25 protein-coding genes are annotated in these 22,105 nt (G+C 65.1%); 12 read left to right on the top strand and 13 right to left on the bottom strand.

Translation table 11 applies throughout. The annotated features are described in order from the left end of the window. Window positions 1-136: 136 nt before the first annotated feature. The 3 genes from ahpC to HNE05_RS14695 all read right to left on the bottom strand — a co-directional run bounded on the left by ahpC (window position 137) and on the right by HNE05_RS14695 (window position 2,115). Window positions 137-700 (bottom strand): alkyl hydroperoxide reductase subunit C, encoded by a 564-nt coding sequence (gene ahpC, locus HNE05_RS14705; protein WP_173208714.1) that lies wholly within the window; start codon window positions 698-700, stop codon window positions 137-139. Window positions 701-894: 194 nt separating this feature from the next. Beyond that, window positions 895-1,503: a PilZ domain-containing protein gene (locus HNE05_RS14700; protein ID WP_173208712.1), complete on the bottom strand. Its 609-nt coding sequence runs from the start codon at window positions 1,501-1,503 to the stop codon at window positions 895-897. 159 nt (window positions 1,504-1,662) lie between these two features. After that, window positions 1,663-2,115 (bottom strand): PAS domain-containing protein, encoded by a 453-nt coding sequence (locus HNE05_RS14695; protein ID WP_173208710.1) that lies wholly within the window; start codon window positions 2,113-2,115, stop codon window positions 1,663-1,665. Window positions 2,116-2,220: 105 nt separating this feature from the next. Between HNE05_RS14695 and HNE05_RS14690 the strand changes: the two genes are divergently transcribed. From HNE05_RS14690 to HNE05_RS14660, 7 genes are all read left to right on the top strand, one after another. Next, window positions 2,221-2,670 carry a flavodoxin gene (locus HNE05_RS14690; protein WP_173208707.1) on the top strand — a complete coding sequence of 150 codons (450 nt, stop codon included), beginning with the start codon at window positions 2,221-2,223 and terminating at the stop codon, window positions 2,668-2,670. Further along, entirely contained in the window at window positions 2,670-3,137 is a 468-nt protein-coding gene (locus HNE05_RS14685; RefSeq protein ID WP_173208705.1) for a cupin domain-containing protein, read from the top strand. Before HNE05_RS14690 ends, HNE05_RS14685 begins: the two co-directional genes overlap by 1 nt. A 352-nt stretch (window positions 3,138-3,489) precedes the next feature. Beyond that, entirely contained in the window at window positions 3,490-4,272 is a 783-nt protein-coding gene (locus HNE05_RS14680) for a class II aldolase/adducin family protein (protein ID WP_173208703.1), read from the top strand. Then, window positions 4,269-5,180 (top strand): alpha/beta fold hydrolase, encoded by a 912-nt coding sequence (locus tag HNE05_RS14675; protein ID WP_173208701.1) that lies wholly within the window; start codon window positions 4,269-4,271, stop codon window positions 5,178-5,180. The genes HNE05_RS14680 and HNE05_RS14675 overlap by 4 nt, the downstream gene beginning before the upstream one ends. Further along, on the top strand, window positions 5,159-5,701 hold the full coding sequence (locus HNE05_RS14670; protein WP_173208699.1) for a DUF1569 domain-containing protein: 543 nt from the start codon (window positions 5,159-5,161) through the stop codon (window positions 5,699-5,701). The genes HNE05_RS14675 and HNE05_RS14670 overlap by 22 nt, the downstream gene beginning before the upstream one ends. A 125-nt stretch (window positions 5,702-5,826) precedes the next feature. Further along, window positions 5,827-6,744, top strand: coding sequence for an SDR family oxidoreductase (locus HNE05_RS14665; RefSeq protein ID WP_173208697.1), 918 nt, complete (start codon window positions 5,827-5,829; stop codon window positions 6,742-6,744). 236 nt (window positions 6,745-6,980) lie between these two features. After that, the gene (locus HNE05_RS14660) at window positions 6,981-7,763 is read left to right on the top strand and encodes a crotonase/enoyl-CoA hydratase family protein (protein ID WP_173208695.1); all 783 of its coding nucleotides are present in this window, start codon (window positions 6,981-6,983) and stop codon (window positions 7,761-7,763) included. A gap of 81 nt (window positions 7,764-7,844) precedes the next feature. Here HNE05_RS14660 and HNE05_RS14655 read toward each other — a convergent pair whose 3' ends face one another. The 3 genes from HNE05_RS14655 to HNE05_RS20685 form a co-directional block, all read right to left on the bottom strand. Continuing rightward, window positions 7,845-8,918 carry a hypothetical protein gene (locus HNE05_RS14655; RefSeq protein ID WP_173208693.1) on the bottom strand — a complete coding sequence of 358 codons (1,074 nt, stop codon included), beginning with the start codon at window positions 8,916-8,918 and terminating at the stop codon, window positions 7,845-7,847. 78 nt (window positions 8,919-8,996) lie between these two features. Further along, entirely contained in the window at window positions 8,997-9,800 is an 804-nt protein-coding gene (locus HNE05_RS14650) for a SirB1 family protein (RefSeq protein ID WP_173208691.1), read from the bottom strand. A gap of 199 nt (window positions 9,801-9,999) precedes the next feature. Beyond that, window positions 10,000-10,356 carry a hypothetical protein gene (locus tag HNE05_RS20685; protein ID WP_173208689.1) on the bottom strand — a complete coding sequence of 119 codons (357 nt, stop codon included), beginning with the start codon at window positions 10,354-10,356 and terminating at the stop codon, window positions 10,000-10,002. 260 nt (window positions 10,357-10,616) lie between these two features. Between HNE05_RS20685 and HNE05_RS14640 the strand changes: the two genes are divergently transcribed. Further along, window positions 10,617-11,441, top strand: coding sequence for an ATPase (locus tag HNE05_RS14640; RefSeq protein ID WP_173208687.1), 825 nt, complete (start codon window positions 10,617-10,619; stop codon window positions 11,439-11,441). Between the two features lie 351 nt (window positions 11,442-11,792). Here HNE05_RS14640 and HNE05_RS14635 read toward each other — a convergent pair whose 3' ends face one another. The 5 genes from HNE05_RS14635 to HNE05_RS14615 form a co-directional block, all read right to left on the bottom strand. Continuing rightward, window positions 11,793-12,842: an alkene reductase gene (locus HNE05_RS14635; RefSeq protein ID WP_173208685.1), complete on the bottom strand. Its 1,050-nt coding sequence runs from the start codon at window positions 12,840-12,842 to the stop codon at window positions 11,793-11,795. A 22-nt stretch (window positions 12,843-12,864) separates the two neighbouring features. Further along, the gene (locus HNE05_RS14630) at window positions 12,865-14,034 is read right to left on the bottom strand and encodes an MFS transporter (protein ID WP_173208683.1); all 1,170 of its coding nucleotides are present in this window, start codon (window positions 14,032-14,034) and stop codon (window positions 12,865-12,867) included. Between the two features lie 55 nt (window positions 14,035-14,089). After that, window positions 14,090-14,395, bottom strand: a complete 306-nt coding sequence (locus tag HNE05_RS14625) for an ArsR/SmtB family transcription factor (RefSeq protein WP_173208681.1) — start codon at window positions 14,393-14,395, stop codon at window positions 14,090-14,092. Window positions 14,396-14,621: 226 nt separating this feature from the next. After that, window positions 14,622-14,789: a rubredoxin gene (locus tag HNE05_RS14620; RefSeq protein WP_173208678.1), complete on the bottom strand. Its 168-nt coding sequence runs from the start codon at window positions 14,787-14,789 to the stop codon at window positions 14,622-14,624. Further along, window positions 14,786-15,967 (bottom strand): alkane 1-monooxygenase, encoded by a 1,182-nt coding sequence (locus tag HNE05_RS14615; protein ID WP_173208676.1) that lies wholly within the window; start codon window positions 15,965-15,967, stop codon window positions 14,786-14,788. Before HNE05_RS14615 ends, HNE05_RS14620 begins: the two co-directional genes overlap by 4 nt. Window positions 15,968-16,094: 127 nt before the next feature. Between HNE05_RS14615 and HNE05_RS14610 the strand changes: the two genes are divergently transcribed. Further along, window positions 16,095-17,135 (top strand): AraC family transcriptional regulator, encoded by a 1,041-nt coding sequence (locus tag HNE05_RS14610; protein ID WP_173208674.1) that lies wholly within the window; start codon window positions 16,095-16,097, stop codon window positions 17,133-17,135. Continuing rightward, the gene (locus HNE05_RS14605; RefSeq protein ID WP_173208672.1) at window positions 17,132-17,731 is read left to right on the top strand and encodes an acyl carrier protein phosphodiesterase; all 600 of its coding nucleotides are present in this window, start codon (window positions 17,132-17,134) and stop codon (window positions 17,729-17,731) included. Before HNE05_RS14610 ends, HNE05_RS14605 begins: the two co-directional genes overlap by 4 nt. Before the next feature lie 149 nt (window positions 17,732-17,880). On the opposite strand, the gene HNE05_RS14600 is transcribed toward HNE05_RS14605, so the two are convergent. Next, window positions 17,881-18,654, bottom strand: coding sequence for a lysophospholipid acyltransferase family protein (locus HNE05_RS14600; RefSeq protein ID WP_173208670.1), 774 nt, complete (start codon window positions 18,652-18,654; stop codon window positions 17,881-17,883). Between the two features lie 285 nt (window positions 18,655-18,939). Continuing rightward, a complete protein-coding gene (olsB, locus tag HNE05_RS14595; protein WP_173211689.1) occupies window positions 18,940-19,695 on the bottom strand; it encodes an L-ornithine N(alpha)-acyltransferase in 756 nt (251 codons plus the stop codon). A 174-nt stretch (window positions 19,696-19,869) separates the two neighbouring features. Between olsB and HNE05_RS14590 the strand changes: the two genes are divergently transcribed. Together HNE05_RS14590 and HNE05_RS14585 are read left to right on the top strand one after the other, a co-directional pair. Then, window positions 19,870-20,751 (top strand): acyl-CoA dehydrogenase middle domain-containing protein, encoded by an 882-nt coding sequence (locus HNE05_RS14590; RefSeq protein WP_173208668.1) that lies wholly within the window; start codon window positions 19,870-19,872, stop codon window positions 20,749-20,751. A 514-nt stretch (window positions 20,752-21,265) separates the two neighbouring features. Next, window positions 21,266-22,051: an oxygen-binding di-iron domain-containing protein gene (locus HNE05_RS14585; protein ID WP_173208666.1), complete on the top strand. Its 786-nt coding sequence runs from the start codon at window positions 21,266-21,268 to the stop codon at window positions 22,049-22,051. Window positions 22,052-22,105 lie beyond the last annotated feature (54 nt).

Here is a 22,105-nt window from a genome sequence, read left to right as displayed (position 1 = left end):
TGGGATGGAGTGCGTCGCGAGCGACGGCAGTGCAAGGCGAACTAAGGCGAGGGCGCGGAGTTTACGAGCTGTAAATGAGCAGCCCGAGCCTTAGTTCAACGCAGCAATGCCTAGCGCAGCAGCACTACGCCCATTTTTAGATTTTGCCGACCAGGTCCAGGGACGGAGCCAGGGTCTTCTCGCCTTCTTTCCACTTGGCCGGGCAAACCTGACCCGGGTTGGCGGCGGTGTACTGGGCAGCTTTCAGCTTGCGCAGGGTTTCCGACACGTCACGAGCGATTTCGTTGGAGTGGATTTCCACGGTCTTGATCACGCCTTCCGGGTTGATCACGAAGGTGCCGCGCAGGGCCAGGCCTTCTTCCGGGATGTGCACGCCGAAAGCGTTGGTCAGGGCGTGGGTCGGGTCACCGATCAGCGGGAACTGAGCCTTGCCAACGGCCGGGGAAGTTTCGTGCCAGACCTTGTGCGAGAAGTGGGTGTCGGTGGTGACGATGTACACCTCGGTACCGGCCTTCTGGAACTCGGCGTAGTTGTTGGCGGCGTCTTCGATTTCGGTCGGGCAGTTGAAGGTGAAGGCTGCCGGCATGAAGATCAGCACCGACCATTTGCCCTTCAGCGATTGCTCGGTCACTTCGATGAATTCGCCGTTGTGGAAAGCGTTGGCTTTGAAAGGCTGAACTTGGGTGTTGATGAGGTTCATCAGTGAACTCCTTAGGGGGGTTGGTAATTTGATGGCGCCATCCTAACGGCGATGACGCCAATCTGTTAATTGATTGAAAGCATGATATCGATTGCTTCGGCCTATGGCAGCACCGGAAAACCGTTGTGCAGCCTATGGCGACTGGCAGTTTGACTGGCAGTCATGGCAGTTCATCGTCAGCGTGCTGCAGGGTATCAGCTGACTGCCTGCAATTGCGGGTTCTGCTGGCGATACTGCTCGAAGATGAACTGACGGATGCGTTCGGTATGTTCGCTATGGCGCAGCAGCAGGCTGTAGGCCGCTCGCTGTCCAGTCTGGCGGATGCGCCGGGCGTGCACCGGGATGGCTTCCTGGCCGGGGAGAGGGAGCCAGAGGCTGAAGTCCTCGGGCAGGGCTGTTTTACCGCGCGGCCCGATCAGCAGGCTGTCGGGGGCGATTTCGTGCACCAGCAGGCTGCTCGCTGCACCATCTTGTTCCCGCAGGGTCAGTGGCTTGTCCAGCACCAGACGCCATGGGCGGCGGATGGCGCCTTCTTCGTAGATGCTTGGTGCCCCCATTTCCAGCTGCAGGCTGTGCATTTCGTCTTCCACCATTTGCAGGGGGAAAGACATGCGGTAGTTGCCCATGCGCGCTTCCAGATTTAGCTGGGCGTGCTGCCCCAGCCGGCTGAACAGGGCATTGGCCAGTGCCCCACCATCGACCTTGAAGCTGGGAATGTGCAGGGGCTTGCCAATCAGCTGGCTGCTGAATACCTGGCGGAGGAAATCCAGCTCTTCGCTGGACAGTGCACTTTGCTCGGACATGCTGCCCTCCATGGGGCATGTAATGAAGGCCCGTCGCGATCGTTAACGGAACGGGCCCTAGCTAACCGCAAGCAAAAAATGCGCCCCTCTGACCGTTCGGGCTCTGCCGGTTATCGATCTGCTGGGTTCAACGGGCGCTGCAGTGCGCCCGGGCTGGACTCAGTGGGAGGCCTTGAGTGCCGCGAGTTCGTCCTTGAGACGGCTGACTTCGGCCTCAAGTTCCCGAACCCGCTCTTTGGCTTCCACTTCTTCGCTGACATCCTTCTGGATGCCGATGTAGTAGGTCAGCTGGTCGCCTTCGTTGAATACCGGAGTGATCGACAGTTCATTCCAGAATGCACTGCCATCGCGGCGGTAGTTGCGGATGATCTGCCGGCACGGTTTCTGGCTGCGGATCGCTTCGCGAATGACCTGCAGGCCAGGCTGGTCGCGGTCGCTGCCCTGCAGGAAGCGGCAATCCTGATAGAGGATGTCGTCGCTGCCATAGCCAGACAGGCGCTCGAAGGCCGGGTTGGCGTAGATCAGGATGTTGTCGTCGCCTTCCTGTTCGGCGACCACGATGCCGTCGTTGGAGGCATCGATCACCAGTTGCAGCAGCTTGGCATTGATCATGGGATGGGCTCTGGGTGCGCTATTGGCTGCATTCTATGCCATCCCGATGAGCTGTCTACTTGCGGCATAATGCCCGGCGTTTATCAGCATGTTTCGGAGTTCTGCATGAAAGTCGCCATTCTGTCCGGCTCGGTTTACGGTGCCGCCGAAGAAGTTGCCCGTCGCGCCGTCGAGTTGCTCAATGCCGCCGGTTTCGAGGCCTGGCACAAGGCCGGGGCCAGCCTCGCTGAGGTGCAGGCCCAAGCCCCCGAGGCGCTGCTGGCGGTGACCTCGACCACCGGCATGGGCGAGCTGCCGGGCAACCTGCAGGGCTTCTATTACGAGACCCGTGACGTTTTCCCCGCCTGGAGTGGCAAACCCTTTGCCGTGCTGGCCCTCGGTGATTCCAGCTACGACACCTTCTGCGGTGGCGGCGAGCTGATGCGCGAGCTGTTTGCCGAGCTGGGCATGCGCGAGGCGCTGCCGATGTTGCGTCTGGATGCCAGCGAAAGCGTGACCCCGGAAGACGACGCCGAGCCCTGGCTGGGCGAGCTGATCGCGGCCCTGCGCGCCTGATGCACCCGCGTGCCGCCGAGCTGATCCGCGAGCTGCAGCTGGTCGCCCATCCGGAGGGCGGCTATTACCGCCGTCTGTTCACCTCGGCGCAGCAGTCGGCCGACGGCCGCGCGGCGTCCAGCGCGATCCTCTTCCTGCTGCCGGCCGGCGCGGTTAGCCGCTGGCACCGGGTGGATGCCGACGAGTTGTGGCATTTCCACGAGGGCGAACCGCTGCAGCTGTTGAGCGCAGCGAGTCCGCAGCAGGTGCAGGTCGAGCGGCTGGGGCCGGTGGCGGCGGGGCAGTTGCCGCAACGGGTGGTGCCGGCGCATGCCTGGCAGGCGGCGCGCAGCCTCGGCGCCTTCAGCCTGGTCGGTTGCACGGTGGCGCCGGAGTTCCGTTTCGAAGGCTTCCGCCTGCTCGCCGATGATGCTCAGGCGCAGCAGGACTGGCCGCTGCTGGTGCGGGGCTATCCCGAACTGCTCTGACCTTTAGAACCTGTTTACGATCTCCTGGCTCGCGGCCATACCGCGTTAAAAGTGGCCTCACAGCTGAAAGCTGAACGCGCTTTAGCGCGACCCCGGAGGGGTGAGCAAAGCGAATCAAATGCTCATTTACACGTCGTAAACTGCGCTTTTTCGGCCACTTTGACTCGCTAGCGCTCACCCTAAGGGTCAGCCTTGCGGCTGTTACTCCCGTTGGTCGTTGCGCCTTGTCTGGCTCTAATCCAGAAAATCGTAAACAGGTTCTCAGGGCCACTAAGCTGGCCTACAAGGCGACTAGCCGGCCACTCGGTGAGCGCTAGACTCCTCGGCACAACCACTAGCCGAGGATTGCCCGATGACCGCTGCCCAAGCCCTGCCTCAACTGAATGTGCGCGACCAGGTTTCCGCCGCCGAGTGGCAGACCCGCGTCGACCTGGCTGCCTGCTACCGGCTGATCGCCCTGTATGGCTGGGATGACCTGATCTTCACCCACATCTCGGCGAAGATTCCCGGCACCGAAGAGTTCCTGATCAACCCTTTCGGCCTGATGTTCCACGAAATCACCGCCTCCAGCCTGGTGAAGATCGACCTGGCCGGTCACAAGCTGATGGACAGCCCGTTCGACATCAACCCGGCCGGCTACACCATCCACAGTGCGGTGCATGAGGTGCGTCACGACGCTGCCTGCGTGCTGCATATCCACACCCCGTCGGGCATCGCCGTGTCCGCGCAGAAGCAGGGCCTGCTGCCGCTGTCGCAGCAGTCGCTGTTCGTCCTCTCCAGCCTGGCCTACCACGGTTACGAGGGCGTGGCCCTCAACCATGACGAGAAGGCCCGCTTGCAGGCCGACCTGGGCGACAAGAACTTCATGATCCTGCCCAACCACGGCCTGCTCACCGCCGGTGGCAGCATCGCCGACACCTTCCTGATGATGTTCACCCTGCAGCGCGCCTGCGAAGTGCAGGTCATGGCGCAGAGCGGCGGCGCCGAGCTGATCCATATTCCGCAGCAGATCCTCGCGGGCGCCAAGGCCATGGTCGCCGGGGTGATGAAGACTCCGCAGGGCATGGGTGGCCAGCTGGCCTGGCCGGCCCTGCTGCGCAAGCTCGATGCGCAGATGCCGGGCTACGCCGCGTGACGGCGCTGCCAGGCATCGCCCTGGATGAATGGCGGGCGCAGGGGCAGGGCTTCACCTTCAAGGGCCACGCCATCCGCTACTGGGTGGCCGGGGCGCTGGACGCCGAGCCGCTGCTGCTGATCCATGGCTTCCCCACTGCCAGCTGGGACTGGCACTACCTATGGCAGGCGCTGGCGCAGCGTTATCGGGTGATCGCTTGCGACATGCTCGGCTTCGGCTATTCCGCCAAGCCGCGCGGGCATGCCTACAGCCTGCTGGAACAGGCCGACCTGCAGCAGGCGCTGCTGGCCCACCTGAGCATTAGCGGGCCGGTGCATGTGCTGGCCCACGATTACGGCGACAGCGTTGCCCAGGAGCTGCTGGCACGGCACCACGAGGGGCGCATCCAGCTGGCCAGCTGCGTGTTCCTCAATGGTGGGCTGTTTCCGGAAACCCATCGCCCGGTGCTGATGCAGAAATTGCTGCTCAGCCCACTGGGTCCGCTGCTCGGCAAGCTGTTCTCGCGCGGCAAGCTGAAGGCCAACCTGAATAAGGTGTTCGGCCCGCACACCCCGCCCAGCGAGGCGGAGCTGGATGCCTTCTGGAGCTTGATCGCGCACAACGACGGCCCGGCGGTGATGCACCGGCTGATCCGCTACATGCCCGAGCGCCGCCAGCAGCGCGAACGCTGGGTGGCGGCCATGCAGAAGGGTGGGGTGCCGCTGCGGGTGATCGATGGCGCACTCGACCCGATTTCCGGGGCGCACATGGTGGCGCGCTACCGCGAGCTGATTGCCAACGCCGACACCGTGTTGCTGGAGCAGATCGGCCACTATCCGCAGACCGAGGCACCCGCAGAGGTGCTCGCTCACTACCTGCAATTCCGTGAATGGCTGGAGGCCAAAACATGCAGCGACGTACTGTCTTGAAGGGGGCCGCCGTGGGCGGTGCAGTGGTGCTGGGGGCGGGATTCTGGGCGTTGCCCACGGGCGTGGCGCCTGCCGCGCTGACGCTGGAGGGCGCGCAGCAGGCGCTGGTCGCGCTGGCCACCCGCGAGCTGACCAGCCTCAAGGGCTGGAGCCCGAGCGAGGTATTCAACCACTGCGCGCAGAGCGTCGAGTACTCCATGGATGGCTACCCGCAGCTGAAACCGGCCTGGTTCCGCCACAGCGTCGGGCCGCTGGCCTTCAGCGTATTCAGCGCCCGCGGCGCCATGCGCCACCCGCTCGATGAAGTGATTCCCGGCGCCGCCCCCCTGCTCGAGCCAGCCAGCACGGTGGCCGCCATCGCCCGCCTGCAGGCGGCGCTAGTGCGCTTCGACGCCCACAGTGGCGACTTGCACCCGCACTTCGCCTACGGTGCCCTCAGTCATGCCGAGTACACCCAGGCCCATGTGCTGCATCTGTATAACCATCTGAGCCTGATTCGCGTGGTGGATCAATCTGCCTGATCTTTGTGGCTTGTGATTATCCCGCTGCCTTATTGCCCACCATTCAGTCGCGCCGCAGATGATTGCCGAGTGCTAGCACCTGCTGGACACTCGAAGCCTTTCCCACCTGCCGAGGTAGCTGTTTCATGAGCGAAGCCATCCGTTTCGAAGACAAGGTCGTGATCGTCACTGGCGCCGGTGGCGGCCTCGGTCGGGCCCATGCGCTGCTGTTCGCCAAACACGGTGCGCGGGTGGTGGTCAACGACCTGGGCGGCAGTGCCCACGGCGAAGGTGCCAACGCCTCGGCGGCGGACAAGGTGGTGGCCGAGATCCAGGCGGCCGGCGGTACGGCCATCGCCAACCATGATTCGGTCACCGATGGCGGCAAGATCGTGCAGAACGCCCTGGACGCCTTCGGTCGCATCGACGTGGTGGTCAACAACGCCGGCATCCTGCGCGACAAGTCCTTCGTCAAGATGGAAGACGCCGACTGGGACCTGGTCTACAAGGTCCACGTCGAAGGCGCCTACAAGGTCACCCACGCCGCCTGGCCGCACCTGCGCGAGCAGAACTTCGGCCGGGTGATCTTCACCGCCTCCACCTCGGGCATCTACGGCAATTTCGGCCAGTCCAACTACGGCATGGCCAAGCTCGGCCTGTACGGCCTGACCCGCACCCTGGCGATCGAAGGGCGCAAGAACAACGTGCTGGTCAACGCCATCGCCCCTACCGGCGGTACGCGCATGACCGAAGGCCTGATCCCGCCGCAGGTATTCGACCAGCTCAAGCCTGAACTGGTCAGCCCGCTGGTGGTGTACCTCGGCAGCGAGCAGTGCCAGGACACCGGCGGTCTCTTTGAGGTCGGCGGCGGCTGGGTCGGCAAGGTACGTTGGGAGCGCAGCCTGGGCGCCGGTTTCGATCCGCGTGCCGGCTTCAGCCCGGAAGACGTGGCCGGCCACTGGAAACAGATCGGCGACTTCGAGGGGGCCGTGCATCCGGATGACAACGTCACCGCGCTGCGCGAGATGATGGCGAACCTGCAGAAGCACATGAAGCTCGGCTAAGAACCGGCCTCGGATCTCTTGATCGTCAGCCATGCTGCGTTGAAATTGAGCTCGGACTGCTCATTTACACTTCGTAAACTCCGCGTCCTCGCTCAATTTCGCCTTGCCTGGCTCTAGCTCAAAAAATCCGAGACAGGTTCTATACACGTAGCACTCCAGAGATTGGCCAGAAGGCCGGCGCATGCGCCGGCCTTTTTGTTTTATGGTGCTGCGAGTCCTGCAGGAGCGACGCCGCCATGAATGTTCTGGTCGAGAAGCACGGCCCGGTTACCACCCTGATCCTCAATCGTCCCGAAGTGCGCAACGCCGTCGACCGGCCGACGGCCGAGGCCCTGGCCGATGCGTTGCGCGAGTTTGAGCGCGACGAGTCGGCGCGGGTGGCGGTGCTCACCGGAGCCGGCGGCACCTTCTGCGCCGGCGCCGATCTGGGCGCGGTGGCGGCAGGGGGCGAGCGGGCCAATCGCCTGCAGGAGGAGGGCGACGGGCCCATGGGGCCGAGTCGGATGCTGCTGAGCAAGCCGCTGATCGCTGCCATCGAAGGCCATGCGGTAGCGGGTGGTCTGGAACTGGCGCTGTTGGCTGACTTGCGGGTGATGGCGGCGGACGCCGTGCTCGGGGTGTTCTGTCGGCGCTTCGGCGTGCCGCTGATCGATGGCGGCACAGTGCGTTTGCCGCGCATCGTCGGCCAGGGCCGGGCGCTCGATCTGATCCTGACCGGACGTGCCGTGGCGGCCGAGGAAGCCTTGCAGATGGGCCTGGTCAATCGCGTGGTGCCGAGTGGCAGTGCGCGTGCCGTGGCCGAACAGCTGGCCGCGCAGCTCGCCGAGTTCCCCCAGCTGTGCATGCTTGCCGACCGCGCCAGTGTCTATGGCCAGTGGCAGTTGCCGCTGGATGCGGCGCTGCGTGCGGAGTTTCGCGCTGGCATGGCGGTGGTGGCGAGTGGTGAAACCCGCGCCGGTGCCCAGCGTTTCAGCGCGGGAGCGGGCCGGCACGGGGCGTTCAACAAACCGCAGGCCTGATTGCCCTGGATCGGGCTGCGGTCAACTCCTAGGTTTGGTTGCCGCTTCGCTCACGGCTCGCGAACGAAACGGCAGCAGACCCTAGCGGGCTTGCAGCTTGAAGTTATCGTCCGAGGGTTCCTTGGTGTAGGCGCCCTGGTCATGCACCAGCTTCTGCGTGCCATTCATCAGGGTGGTGATGCGGCTGTCAGACGTCTTGGCCGAGGCGGCCTGGTTGCTGGTGCCGGTTACCAGCGGTGGATTGAAACTGAAGGACCAGAGGTAATGCCAGACCGCGGCATTGTGCTTCTCGGTGACTTGCGCGGCGTTGAAGTACCAGGGCTTGAGCTCGCTGAAGGCGGTCATGTTCATCAGCCCGGCGTTGGCATCGCCGACGAAGACAGTGCTGGTGACCGCCGAGGTACGGTAGGCCTCGAAGATCACGCCCTTGCCCTTCAACGCGCTGACATAGCTACGGCTGACCGCACCAGTCCACTGGTTGCCGAGCCAGCTCTTGGCGTTGTTGGAATAGAAGGGGTCAAGCAGCGCCACACGCTTGGGCAGCAGCTTGCTGTTGACGGTGCCGGCAGTGACCGCATCGCTGATCTTCTTGGTCAGGACGATGGCCACCTGGTTGCCCAGGGAGTGACCGAGGATGCGGATGTTGCTGCCGGTGTAGCCAGCCATGTTGTCTTTGTAGCTCTTGAACAGCAGGTCGCCGACTGACTGGGTCGGGCCGGTGGCATACACCCCGCTGCTGTTGCGCCAGCGCATGGCACGCGGGCCAGTGGCGCTCCAGATCTTGGCTTCGGCATCGGTGACTTCGCCTTCATCGGCGAACTGGTTCCAGTACAGCACGCCGACGTTATAGCCGGCGTTGCGCCAGGCCGCAGCCAGGTCCAGCGTCGGGCCACCGGCACCCTCACGGTTGAAGGTTTCGCGGTCCTTGCGTGCGGTCGTACCGTTTTGCCAACCATGGATGTAGATCACTGTTGGTTTGCTGGCGCCGTAGTAGGCGTTGCTCTGGCCAGGCACAGCCTTTTGCCAGGTGTCGCCAGAGCCGAACCAGTACAGACCGTAGTCGAGGTTGTTGAAGGTGGAGTCGGGGAAGACGCCGGGGGCGGCGTTTAGCAGCGATGAAAAACTTAGCAGGCACAGCAATATGAGCTTGCGCATCGTGGACGTCCCTAATGTTGTTATTGTGTGGGGGCGTGCCGATTAAGCCGAGAGTTTTCCGGGTTGTCCAGACCCTCGTCAGTGCAATGCCGGCGAGCGCTCTAGCTCGTGCAGACGCTGGCTCAGGCGCAGGCTTTCCTGCGGGTCGTCGCACAGCAGCAGGGCGCGTTCGAGGTCGAAGCGCTCGGCCTGCGGACAGTCCAGCTCGCGATAGATCATCGCCCGCACCAGGTGGTCGGTGACATTCGGTGGCGCCAGTTGCAGCACCCGTTCGGCATCCTTGAGCGCGGCCAGAGGCTCGCCCGCGGCGCCATGCAGATGGCACAGGTTGCGCGACAGGCGCAGCAGCAGGGCGCGGGCGTCGCAGCTCAGCAGATGGCCGGCGTTGAGTTCGGCGGCCGGGCCGGCAACGCGCTGCAGCAGTTCACGGCAGTCCCGCGGGTACAGGCGGCGCCCGCTGCAGGGGTCGAGCAGGTGGTCGGCGCCGGGCACGCGTAGCAGCAGGTGACCGGGAAAATTCACCGCGTGCAGCGGAATCTCTAGTTGCCGGGCCAGCTCCAGGGCGATCAGCGCCAGCGACAGCGGTTGCCCACGGCGGCGCTGCAGCACCCGGTGCAGCAGGGCGGCCTGGGGGCGGGTGGGCAGGTCGTCGTCTTCGTGGAAATCCAGCTCGTTGAGGCGGCGCAGCAGCGGCTGGGCCAGCTCGCCCGCAGGCAGGTTGGGCAAGCCGGCTTGCACCTGTTGGCGCAGGTTGGCGAAGTCACGCAGGATCGCTGCAGGCTGCAGTTGGGCATCGTGTTCGGCGGCGATGCACAGGGCGGCTTCGAACAAGGCGGGCGGCTGTGCATCGAGGCAATCGAGCCAGGCCGGGCGTGAACTCATTGCGGTCTCCTGTGATGGGGAGCGGTCTGCCTAGCTTGTAGCGCGTGGCGTCAGGCTCGTCCAGTCACAGCGAATACCCAGGCTGGTCGTCGGATGCTCTTCACGGACTTTTACCACCGCTGGCAGGCTGCGCGCACCACGGGCCTGGGCGTGATGGGCGGTGCGCACGGCGCACCCTACGGCGGTCGTGAGCCGGCTCTCAGGCGTAGACGCGCTGGCCGCGGTACATGCGCACCGACCCACGCGGGGCTTCTTCCTCGCGCACCACCGGGGCTGCGGCAGCGACGGGCGTGACGTGGTCGATGGAGCGCACATGGCCGCGGTACTGCTGGGCCGGAACACTCGGTTCGCTCACTTTGGCCTGGCTCTGGAAGTCACTCATTTCCGCCAGGCGGATACCCAGGTTGCGGGTTTCCTGGTCGGAGGAGCGCAGGCAGGCCATCAGCATGGCTTCCACCGCGTCCGGCTGGCTCAGGCGGATATCCACGCAGAGTTCGTCGCGCAGGCGTCGACGCAGTGCCTGCATGCAGTCCAGTACGGCCTTGTTGAGTTCCATAGCACTTCCCCCAGACAGTTGAACCTTGCCAGCCGAATGGTCCGGCGGCGCTTTTGCAGTTCCCCGCCAGAGCTTTAGCAAGGGCCGTACCAGCTGCGCAACGCCACGAACTGTGCGGCTTGTCACGTTGTCTGGTGGTTGCAACTGCCCGCGGCTGGTGCAGGTTGCACTCGTCTGGCGCGACGCTGAAGGCGGGTCCAGTAACCGGTATACTGCCGACTCTGTTTTTTGCCGCCGTGCTTTTCCCTGAAGGTTTACCCATGCGCAACGATGCTCGCGACGAACTCGACCATATCCCCAGCCTGACCGCCGGAGGGCGTAACCAGGACGATTTCGCACCGGTGCATGCGGCGCCAGCCGATCATGCCCAGCCACACCACGGCCGCGTCCAGGCTGCGCCGGCCAAGTCTTCCGGCGGCACCGGTGCGCTGTGGGCGCTGGTCGGCGCCCTGACCATCGCTCTGGGCGCGCTCAGCTGGTGGAGCCTGCAACAGATTTCCCGGATAGATGCGTCTGTGGTGGCGACCCAGGAGAGCTTCGTCAAGATCAGCGAAGATGCCGACGGGCGTATCAAGGACATCTCCGGCAAGGTAGTGGCCACCGAGTCCAGCGTCACCACCGACACCGAGCAGCTCAAGCTGCGGGTCAAGCAGCTGGAGAACAAGCTGGCTGAGCTGGGCAAATCGCAGCAGAACGTCGCGGTCCAGCAGACGGGTCAGGGCAAGCGCATCGAGCAACTGGCCACTGAGCTGAAGAGCCAGAAGACGGTGACCGGTCAGTTCGACAGCCAGCTGGAGAAACTGGCCAGCGAGCAGAAGACCGGCCTGGCCGGGGTCGGCAAGCTGGAAGGTCAGCTGAAGAGCCTGAGTGGCGATATCGCAACGCTGAAGAAGCAGGGCAACCCGAGCCAGGCCATCGGCCGTCTGGAACAGGACCTGCTGGTGCTGCGCAGCGAGCTGGACAACCGCCCGGCGCCGACGCAGAACACCGCCGAGTTCGACGCCTTCCGCGCGCAGATGACCCGCAACATCAGCACCCTGCAGTCTCAGGTGCAGAATCTGCAGCAGCAGATCAACGCCCGCTGAGTGTTTGCTGCATGAAAAAAGCCCCGCATCGGCGGGGCTTTTTCGTTTCAGTCGGAGATCGCCGTGGTAGCCCGGATGCAATCCGGGAGCGGAGCGGCCTGCTTCCCGGATTGCATCCGGGCTACGACTGTCTGAAAGAACCGTTGCAACGCTATGGAGGCAGGTAAAGCCCCAGACCGTAGGAGCGAGCTCTGCTCGCGAAGCTTTATGGGGTGCCCCGTTCGCGAGCAGAGCTCGCTCCTACAGTTGGTCGTGCGCAGAAAAACGCCGCGATTCCTGGGCGAAATCGCGGCGCTTTCTTCAATAAACCGCATTGCCGCAGCTACGGGGCTCTTCCGTTTCAGTCGGCCATCACAGCCGCGGATAGTCGATATAGCCCGCCGGGCCCTGGGCGTAGAACAGTTCCGGACGCGCCTCGTTCAGCGCTGCGTCACTGGCCAAGCGCTCGACCAGGTCCGGGTTGGCGATATAGGGCACGCCAAACGCCACCGCATCGGCCTTGCCCTCGACCAGCCAGCTGTTGGCCTGGGCCTTGGTGAAGCGCTCGTTGGCGATGAACACGCCGCCGAAGGCCTCCTTGAGCTGCGGGGTCAGGCTGTCGTCGTCGATCCGCTCGCGGGCGCAGATAAAGGCGATCTGGCGTTTGCCCAGTTCGCGTGCGACATAGCCGAAGGTCTCGGCGCGGTTGCCGTCGCCCATGTCGTGCAGGTCCGCACGCGGTGACAGGTGCACGCCGACGCGGCCGGCATCCCATACGCCGAGCACCGCATCGGTGACTTCCAGCAGCAGGCGCGCGCGGTTCTCCAGGCTGCCACCGTACTGGTCGCTGCGCTGGTTGGTGCTGTCCTGGAGGAACTGGTCGAGCAGGTAGCCATTGGCCGCGTGGATTTCCACACCGTCGAAACCGGCGGCCTTGGCGTTTTCCGCCGCGCTGCGGTAGGCCTCGACGATCTCGGCGATTTCCTCGGTTTCCAGGGCGCGCGGGGTGACGAAGTCCTTGATCGGTCGCACCAGGCTGACATGCCCGGCCGGTTTGATCGCGCTCGGCGCCACCGGCAGTTCGCCGTCCAGGTACAGCGGGTCGGAGATGCGCCCGACGTGCCACAGCTGCAGGACGATGCGCCCGCCGTGGGCATGCACGGCGCTGGTCACGTTGTGCCAGCCACGCACCTGAGCGTCGGACCAGATGCCGGGGGTGTCCGGGTAGCCGACGCCCATCGGCATGACCGAGGTGGCCTCGCTGATGATCAGCCCGGCCGAGGCGCGCTGCACGTAGTACTCGGCCATCAGCGCGTTGGGCACGCGGCCTGCGTCGGCGCGGCAACGGGTCAGCGGGGCCATGATGATGCGGTTCGGCAGTTCGAGGTCGCCGATCTTGATGGGGTCGAAGAGTGTGGGCATGGGATGGATCTCCGCGGGTGGGTCAGTTGGGGACGGCGATGGCAGCGCCAGAGGCGTTGCCGACAGAGAAGGTCAGCAGAGTGGCGAGCAGGGCCAGGCCGGCCAGCACGGCGGCGGCCAGCGGCACGCTGCTCAGGCCCAGGCCCTGGCTGATGACCAGGCCACCGACCCAGGCGCCGAGGGCGTTGCCCAGGTTGAAGGCGCCGATATTCAGGGTCGAGACCAGGTTCGGCGCGGCCTGGCCGAAGGTCATCACGTTGATCTGCAGCGCCGGCACGGCGGCGAAGGCGGCGGTGGCCCAGAGGAACAGGGTGATCTCGGCCGGGATCAGCGCCTGGCTGGTCCAGCTGAACAGGCTGGAGAGCAGCGCCAGGGCGATGAACACACCGCACAGGGTGGTCGCCAGGCGCCAGTCGGCCAGCTTGCCGCCGAGCAGGTTGCCCAGGGTCAGGCCGAGGCCGATCAGCAGCAGGCTCCAGGTGATGCCGCTAGGCGACACGCCGGTGACTTCGCCGAGCAGCGGGGCGATGTAGGTGAACAGGGCGAACACCGCGGCGGAGAACAGTACGGTGGTGGACAGCGCCAGCCAGAAGCCGAGGCCACGCAAGGCCGCCAGCTCGCTGCGTAGGTCGGCTGGTTGTTCGTCGCGCTTGGCCGGCAGCACCCGCCACAGGCCGATCAGGGCCAGCACGCCGATGGCCGTCACTGCCCAGAAGGTCGAGCGCCAGCCGGTATACTGGCCGAGGGCGGTACCCAGCGGCACGCCGAGTACGTTGGCCAGGGTCAGGCCGGTGAACATCAGCGCCACCGCCGAAGCCTTGCGGTTTTCCGGTACCAGGCTGGCGGCGACCACCGAGCCGATGCCGAAGAAGGCGCCGTGGCAGAGGGCGGTGACCACCCGGGCGATCATCAGTAGCTCATAGTCGCCGGCCGTGGCACACAGCAGGTTGCCGAGGATGAAGATGCCCATCAGTGCCAGCAGGGCGGCCTTGCGCGGCCAGTTCGAGGTGACCATGGCCATGAACGGCGCACCGATGGCCACGCCGAGGGCGTAGCCGGTGACCAGCCAGCCGGCGCCGGGAATGCTCACGCCGAGGTCGGCGGCGACCTCCGGCAGCAGGCCCATGATGACGAATTCCGTGGTGCCGATGGCAAACGCGGACAAAGCGAGGACGAGAAGCGAAAGCGGCATGGGCCGGCTCCTGAAACGAGGTGAACGGATTGGCCTGGCGGGGCAGGCTGGGCGTTTAGAGTTGAGTGCTGAAGTCTTTCAGAAAGGCCTGAATGACCTCCTCGTTGCGCTTGAAGAAACTCCACTGGCCGACCTTACGACTGGTCACCAGGTTGGCCCGCTGCAGGGTGGCGAGGTGGGCCGACACGCTCGACTGCGACAGGCCGCAGCGTTCGAACTTGCCGGCGCAGACGCCGAATTCCAGCGGGTGTTCCTGGTCGGCGAAATGCTTCTGCGGCTCCTTCAGCCACTGCAGGATCTCCCGGCGTACGGGATGGGCCAGGGCCTTGATGATTTCGTCGAGGTCGAGCGGGGTATCCATGGCGCGGGTTACCGGTATATCGAGATGGGACGAACTCTATATCGGCTCAGTCCGATATGGGGATCGTTTGCGCCGATACTGATTATCGACAGGGCTGATGCGATCGGCGTGGGTAGTGCAGGCAGGCGCATGCTGGCAGCGAATTGATTCGCGATAGCCGGCAGCACTGGGCCGCCACGCTTACGAATAAATTCGCTGCAGCAGAAGAGGGGAGAAGGACTGCGTGCTAGTCCTCCAGCTTGGAAAAGTCCGCCTTCACCCGCACCGCGCAGTCCGGGCAGGTGAAGGTGTCCGGCAGTTCCTCCCAAGTGGTTCCAGGCGCGTAGCCTTCATGGGGTTCGCCATGGCTCTCGTCGTAGCGGTAGCCGCATTCCGGGCACTGGTACTGGCTCATGCCGCGTGCTCCTGCAGGCCATAGCGCTGCATCAGCTGCTCGCGCAGGCCGGGCTGAAAGTTGATCCGCGACGCATCGCCGTGCACCGCCGCCAGCAGGCGCGGGTTCATTACGCGGAACCACAGCGGCGGGCAGTAGGCCAGCAGGTACATGCCGAAGTAGCCGCTGGGCAGGCGCGGCACATCGGCGAAGTTGCGCAGCGACTGGTAGCGCCGGGTCGGGTGGGCGTGGTGGTCGGAATGCCGTTGCAGGTGGAACAGCGCCCAGTTGGAGAACAGGTGGTTGCTGTTCCACGAATGGTGCGGCTGGCAGATCTCGTAGCGGCCGTTGTCCAGCTTGCGCCGCAGCAGGCCGTAGTGTTCCAGGTAGTTGGCCGAGGTCAGCTGGAAACCGCCCCAGAAGGCCGTGAGCAGCAGGTAGGGCAGCAGCACCAGGCCGAACACGGCGAGCAGGCCTCCATACAGCACCAGGCTGATCAGCGCCGGCTGCAGTACCTCGTTGTCCAGGCTCCACACCGATTTGTTGCAGCGCGCCAGGCGCTCCTTCTCCAGTTGCCAGGCGCGGCGGTAACCACCGGGCATCTCACGCAGGAGGAAGCGGTAGATGTGTTCGCCCATGCGCGAGGATGCTGGGTCCACAGGCGTGGCCACGTCGCGGTGATGGCCGCGGTTGTGCTCGACGAAGAAGTGTCCGTAGCAGCACAACGCCAGTGCCAGCTTGCCCAGCCAGCGCTCCAGTTCGCTCTTCTTGTGGCCCATCTCGTGGCCCAGGTTGATGGCGAAACCCAGGCCGCCGCCGGTGGAGATGATCATCGCCAGCACGCCGTACCAGGGCAGCGCCTGGGTGGCGACGAACATCGCGTTGAGGATGAAACCGAGCCACAGCAGCGGCACCAGCAGGTAGGTGATCCAGCGGTAGTAGGCGTCGGCTTCCAGGCCCGGCACCGCCTGTTCCGGCGGATTGCTCTGGTCCTCGCCGATCAGCGCATCGAGCAGCGGGATGCCGAAATAGAAGAACGCGGGCGACAGCCACAGCCAGAACACGTTGGCCGAAACCAGCAGGTACAACGCCGGGCCGAGCAGGCCGAGGGTGGGGACGAACAGCGACATCAGCCACAGGTAGCGCTTGCGGTCGCGGTAGGGCTGATCCATGGCCGGGGTGGGAACGAGGGTCGTCATCTTGTTATCTCCAGAGGTTCTTTGACCTGTAGCCAGAGTGCGCCTGTGCGGGAAGATGACGTACCGTTGTGCCGGGCAAATAATCGTCATATGGTGACAGCTCGACTGGCTGGTGCTGGATCACTCCATGAGCTCGACCGTCTCGCCGCTGCAACCCTGCCTGCACCCGATCTACGCGCGGCTGCTGTGCGCCGCGTTGTGCCAGCGTGGCTTCGACGAGGCGCAGATCCTGCTCGGTACCGGGCTGGACTGGGCCCAGCTGCACAGCGACAACCGCTCCCTCAACTTCGCCCAGGTGCAGCGCCTGGTGCGGCGTGCCGTGCAGCTCACCGACTGCCCCTGGCTGGGCCTGCAGGTGGGCTGCGCGACCCAGGTTTCCGCCCACGGCCCGGTCGGCTATGCGGCCCTGGCCTGCGCCGATCTGCGAGGCGTGTTGCAGGTGCTCGAACGCTTCAGCGTGTTGCGCCTGAGCAGCCTGCGCCTGACCGGTTACCTGGAAGGCGAGCGCTATTGCGTGCGCGCCGACGAGGAGTTCGATCTGGGCGATGTGCGCGAGCACATCCTGGCGACCATCGCCGGCACCTTTCTGCGTCTGCTCGAGGCGGTATGCGGCACGTTGCCGGTGGGCGAGCTGCGTTTCACTTTTCCCTTCGCCGAGCCCGCCTGGGGCGCGCGCTACCGCGAGCTGCTCGGCCCCGGCGTGGACTTTGCTGCCGACTGCTACAGCGTCAGCCTGCCGCTGGCGTGGCTGGATCGGCCGAGCCTGAGTGCCGACCCGCAGGCCGCGCGCATCGCCCTGCGCGACTGCGAACACCAGTTGCTCGGCGTGCGCGAAGGCGGCGACTGGACTACCCGCGTGCAGCTGCGACTGCTGGCCTGCGAGGGACGCTACCCGACCCTGGGCCAGCTGGCCGACGAGTATCACCTGTCCGAACGCACGCTGATCCGCCGCCTGCGCGACGAGGGTGGCAACTACCAGCAGCTGCTCGACGAGGTGCGCCAGGAACTGGCCTGCTGGCTGCTGCTGAACACTCCGCTGAGCGTCGAGGCGGTGGCTGAGCGCCTGGGTTACCAGGACACCAGCAACTTCAGCCGCACCTTCCGCCGCTGGCTGGGCATGACGCCCAATGCCTGGCGCAACGGCCAGCTCGCCGTGCCCGCGCCATGAACTACCTGGCCCATCTGCATCTGGGCGGCGACCAGCCCGCGCAACTGCTGGGCAGCCTGTATGGCGACTTCGTCAAAGGTCGGCTGGAGGGGCGCTTCCCGCCAGAGATCGAGGCCGCCATCCGCCTGCACCGGCGCATTGATGTCTTTACCGACAGCCACCCGCTGACCGCGCAAGCCCGTGCGCGCTTCCCGGCCGAGCGCCGGCGTACCTCGGGGATTCTGATCGACCTGTTCTTCGACCATTGCCTGGCCCGCCACTGGCACGACTATGCCGCCGAGCCGCTGCCGCAGTTCACCGCGCGGGTCTATGCCGTGTTGGCCGAACAGCCTGAGTTGCCCGCGCGCCTGGCACATATCGCGCCGCGCATGGCGCAACAGGACTGGCTGGGCAGCTACCGCGATTTCGCCGTGCTGGAGCAGGTGCTGTGGGGCATGAGCCGGCGCCTGTCGCGCCCGCAACTGCTGAATGGGGCGATGGCCGAGCTGGAGCGCCTGTATGAGCCGTTGCAGGAGGATTTCCGCGCCTTCTATCCCGAGCTGCGGGCGTTTGCCCGTACGCAGGTTCAGCCGTGGGTAGGAGGCTCTGAGGCGTAGGGCGGGTGAAACCCGCGTTGCTCGCTACGCGGGTTTCACCCGCCCTACCTTAACTGCAAGCCTTCCACTGCGTAGGGCTCGTAGGGTGGATGACGCTCTGTTCATCCACCAAATGCACCGTCCGGTGGATCGGTGAAGCGTGATCCACCCTACGCCGCTGCCTGCTCGCGCTCTTCGATCTCGCCGAACAACGCCACTTGCACCGCACGCTGCGCCTGGCGGGCCAGGGCGTTGCGTTCCAGGCCGTGGCTGGCGATCGGTTCGAGCAGCTGGATCTGCACCGTACTGCGCTGGCTGGCGAACAGACGCAGCAGGTGCGAGGGCAGGTCGTCGTCGCCGATAAAGGGTGCGATCGGGTCGGTCTGGCCGTCGCGCAGGTAGCGGATCGCCACCGGTTGCACGGGCATGCCGGCCTCGATGGCGCCGGTCAGCAGGCGGCCGTGGAAAGTGCGCACCTGCTGGCCGTCGGTGGTGGTGCCCTCGGGGAAGATCAGCAGCGCATGGCCGCCCTGCAGATAGCGCTGCAGCTGGCGGGCGAGCAGGGCGCTATCTCCTGAGCCTCTGCGGATAAACAGCGTGCCGGCCTTGTGCGCCAGCCAGCCGGCCAGCGGCCAGGTGCGCACCTCGGCCTTGGACAGGAAGGACAGCGGCAGCAGCTGGCCGAGCAGCGGGATGTCGGTCCATGACACATGGTTGCTGAGCCACAGCATCGGCTCACTGGGCAGCGTGCCCTGCACCTCGACGTCGAAGGGCAGGGCATTGCTCAGGCGGCGCAGGAACCAGCAGGTCAGGCGCTGGCGCAGGCCGAGCAGGTCGTGGCGGCGCAGGCGCTCGGCCAGGGCGACGCCACTGGCCAGCAGCAGGCCGAGCATCAGCACGGCGGCCAGACGGGTTAGGCGCAGATAGATACGAAGTCGGTTCATCGTGGCTCTCGTGTGAGGGAAGCGAGGGCCTGAAACCTGTTTCGGGTCTTTTGAGCTAGAGCCAGGCAAGGCGCAACGACCATCGGGAGTAACAGCCAAAGGCTGGCCCGAAGGGTAAGCGCCAGCGAATAAATCGGGCGAGGACGCGGAGTTTACGAAGTGTAAATGAGCAGTACTCGCTTCACTCGCCCTCCGGGTCGCGCTAAAGCGCGTTAGCGGCAAGCCGCTTTCCGAGTCCGATTTCAACGCAGCATGGCCGACGATCAAGAGATCCGGGACAGGTTCTCAGACCGCGGCCTTGAAGTGGCGGGCATAGCGCGGACACAGCTCGTCGCGCTTGAGCAGGATGAACACGTCGGCTACCTGGAAGTCCTCGTCCCAGCAAGGTTCGCCGCAGATCTTCGCGCCCAGGCGCATGTAGGCCTTGAGCAGGGGCGGCATCTCGGCGATGACGTTGCTCGGCACATCCAGGCTCGGCAGCGGTTTCTTCGGTTCGGCGCGCAGGTGCTCATTGCACAGGTAGCGTTCGCGCAGGCGCTGCATGATCGCCTGGGCCTGGATGCCGCCGTCCTGCATGGGGATGCTGGCGCAGCCCATCAGGTAGCGGTAGCCGCCTTCGTTGAGCACTTCGGCCAGCTCGCTCCACAACACGGCGATGGTGCCGCCGTTGCGGTAGGCCGGGTCGACGCAGGTACGGCCCAGTTCCAGCACCGGCCCTTCGAGATGAGCCAGGCCGTGCAGGCAGAACTCTTCCTCGCTGTAGAAACGGCCCAGGCTGGCCGCGGCGTGGTGGTCGAGCAGGCGGGTGGTGGCCACCAGGCGGCCGCTGTTGAGGTCGCGCACGCCGATGTGCTGGCAGTGCGGGTCATAGTCATCCATGTCCAGGCCGAGCTCGGCGCCATTTAGCTTGGCGTCGAATTCGCTGCTGAAGACGCTGTAGCGCAGAGCCTGGGCCTCGCGCAGGGCATCGGCCCCGAGCAGGCGTTCGGCGTGCAGACGGCGTTCGGCAGTGGTGTCGCGGGTGCGTGCGCTCTCGGTCATCATGTAGCCTCCGTAAGCCGGCCTTCAAAGAGTTGCGGCCAGTCGACTTTGTTGGGCAAGCTCAGGCTAGGAAGCGCCGGTGTCACCTCCGTGAAGCTTTGGTGATGCTTGCGTGACAGCACGTTTCAGTAGTGCCCGCCGCTCAGCGTCGATTCGATAACTAGGAGTCCCTCCATGCCTTGGCAACCCTTGCTGCAAACCCGCGATCGCCTGCCAGCCAGTGATCTGGAAAGCTGGTACGCCGCCTTGCTGGAACGGGTCGGTGAGGCCACGCCATTCGCCCTGGCTGTGCTCGGAGGACGTCTGGCGGCGACGCCGGGGCTGGCCTTTCTGGCCGGTTACCAGGCCGCGTTGCGCGCCCTGTGGCCGGCGGCGCCCTGGTCGCTGGGCGCGCTGTGTGTGACCGAGAACAAGAGCACCCGCCCGGCGGACATGAGCACGCGCCTCACTGATCTGCACCTGTCCGGGCGCAAGGATTTCGTCACCGCCGCCGAGGCCGCCGACTGGTTGCTAGTGGCGGCGCGCTGTGAGGAGGCCGGCAGCCCGCCGCGCCTGGCTCTGGGCGTGGCGCGCAATGGCGCTCCAGGGGTGCGCATCGAGCCGTTGCCGGCGTTGCCGCTGATGCCCGATATCGGCCACGCCCGCCTGCACCTGGACCACGCGCTGTGCGAGCTGCTGCCCGGCGATGGCTGGGATGCCTACGTGAAGCCCTTCCGCAGTATCGAAGACGTGCACGTGCTGACTGCCGTGACTGCCTGGCTGTTCGGCGTGGGCCAGGACAGCGCCTGGCCGCAGGCCCTGCAACTGCGACTGTTGGGCCTGCTCGGCGGTTGCGCCGAGGTGGCGCGACACTGCCCGAGCACCCCGGCCAGCCATGTGTTGCTGGCCGGGCTGTTTGCCCAGTTCGCCGCCCTGCGTGGCGAGGTCGATGCCGCCATGGCTGGCGGCCCGGCCGAGTGGGCGGCACTGTGGCAGCGTGATCGCAACCTGCTGGAAATCGCCCGCACGGCCCGCGAAAAGCGCCTGGAGAAGGCGTTGGCGGCACTGCAGTTGTAGGGTGGATCGCGCTTCACCGATCCACCGAGCAGTGGTTGTGGTGGATGAAGAAAGCGTCATCCACCCTACGCACCGCAGTAGTAGGGTTGATCGCGCTTCACCGATCCACCGAGCAGTGGTTGTGGTGGATGAAGAAAGCGTCATCCACCCTACGCACTGCAGTAGTAGGGTTGATCGCGCTTCACCGATCCACCGAGCAGTGGTTGTGGTGGATGAATAAGGTGTCATCCACCCAACGCACCGCAGTTGTAGGGTGGATCACGCTTCACCGATCCACCGAGCGGTGTAGTGGTGGATGAACAGAGCGTCATCCACCCTACGGTCTGCTTGAGTTGCAGTGCTGCGTATCGCAAAGCCTTAGTCAGGTGGATCGAGCTGTGCCGATCTAGCGAGCTGATGGTGGTCGATGAGCCGAGAGTCACCCAGCCGACGGTGAACCCCTGCTTGATCCAGGTCAGTAAGCGTCACAGGGCTTTCGACTATGGTCGCCTCGCGTTTTTCCTGTGAGGTTTCCATGCGCCGCGAGCCCATCGTGCTGTTTGATAACGGCACTCACCAATGCCTGATGTTCGATGACCTGGTCAGCGGCGAAGGTGTGCAATCCAACCAGTTCCTGATCACCGACAACGAGCAGTACCTGCTGCTCGATCCGGGCGGTGACCTGACCTATACGCCGCTGTCGCTGGAGCTGTCCAAGCACATCCCGGTGCAGTCGCTGACCTATATCTTCGCCTCGCACCAGGACCCGGACATCATCGCCTCGCTGGACAAGTGGCTGCTGCACACCAAGGCGCGGGTGATCTGCTCCAAGCTGTGGGCGCGCTTTCTGCCGCACCTGACGGCCAACTACCTGGCGCTGAGCCATGGCATCAACACCTACGACCGCATCATCGCCCTGCCGGATCGCGGCCAGTCGTTCACGCTCGGCAAGTGCAAGCTGCAGGCCGTGCCGGCGCATTTTCTGCACTCGGTGGGCAACTTCCAGCTGTACGACCCGGTCAGCCGCATCCTCTTCTCTGGCGACATGGGCGCCTCGATGGTCGACGACGCCAGCCCGGTGCACGACTTCGTCAACCACATCCCCAACATGGCCGGCTTCCACCGCCGCTACATGGCCAGCAACAAGGCCTGCCGCTTCTGGGCGCAGATGGTGCGCGAGATGAACGTGGCGATGATCGTGCCGCAACACGGCCGGCCCTTTGTCGGCGAGGCGATGATCAATGCCTTCCTCGACTGGATCGAGCGCCTGGACTGCGGCCTGGATCTGCTGACCCAGGAAGACTATCGCTTGCCCGATTGAGCCCATTTCGGTCGCAGCGGCCATGTTATCTGTCACCTGACCCGTGCTAGGGTC

Origin of the sequence: Pseudomonas campi (assembly GCF_013200955.2) — a bacterium.
Taxonomy (GTDB): Bacteria; Pseudomonadota; Gammaproteobacteria; order Pseudomonadales; family Pseudomonadaceae; genus Aquipseudomonas; species Aquipseudomonas campi.
The sequence above is the reverse complement of the archived record's forward strand: the minus strand, read 5'-3'. Positions and strand labels throughout refer to the sequence as shown.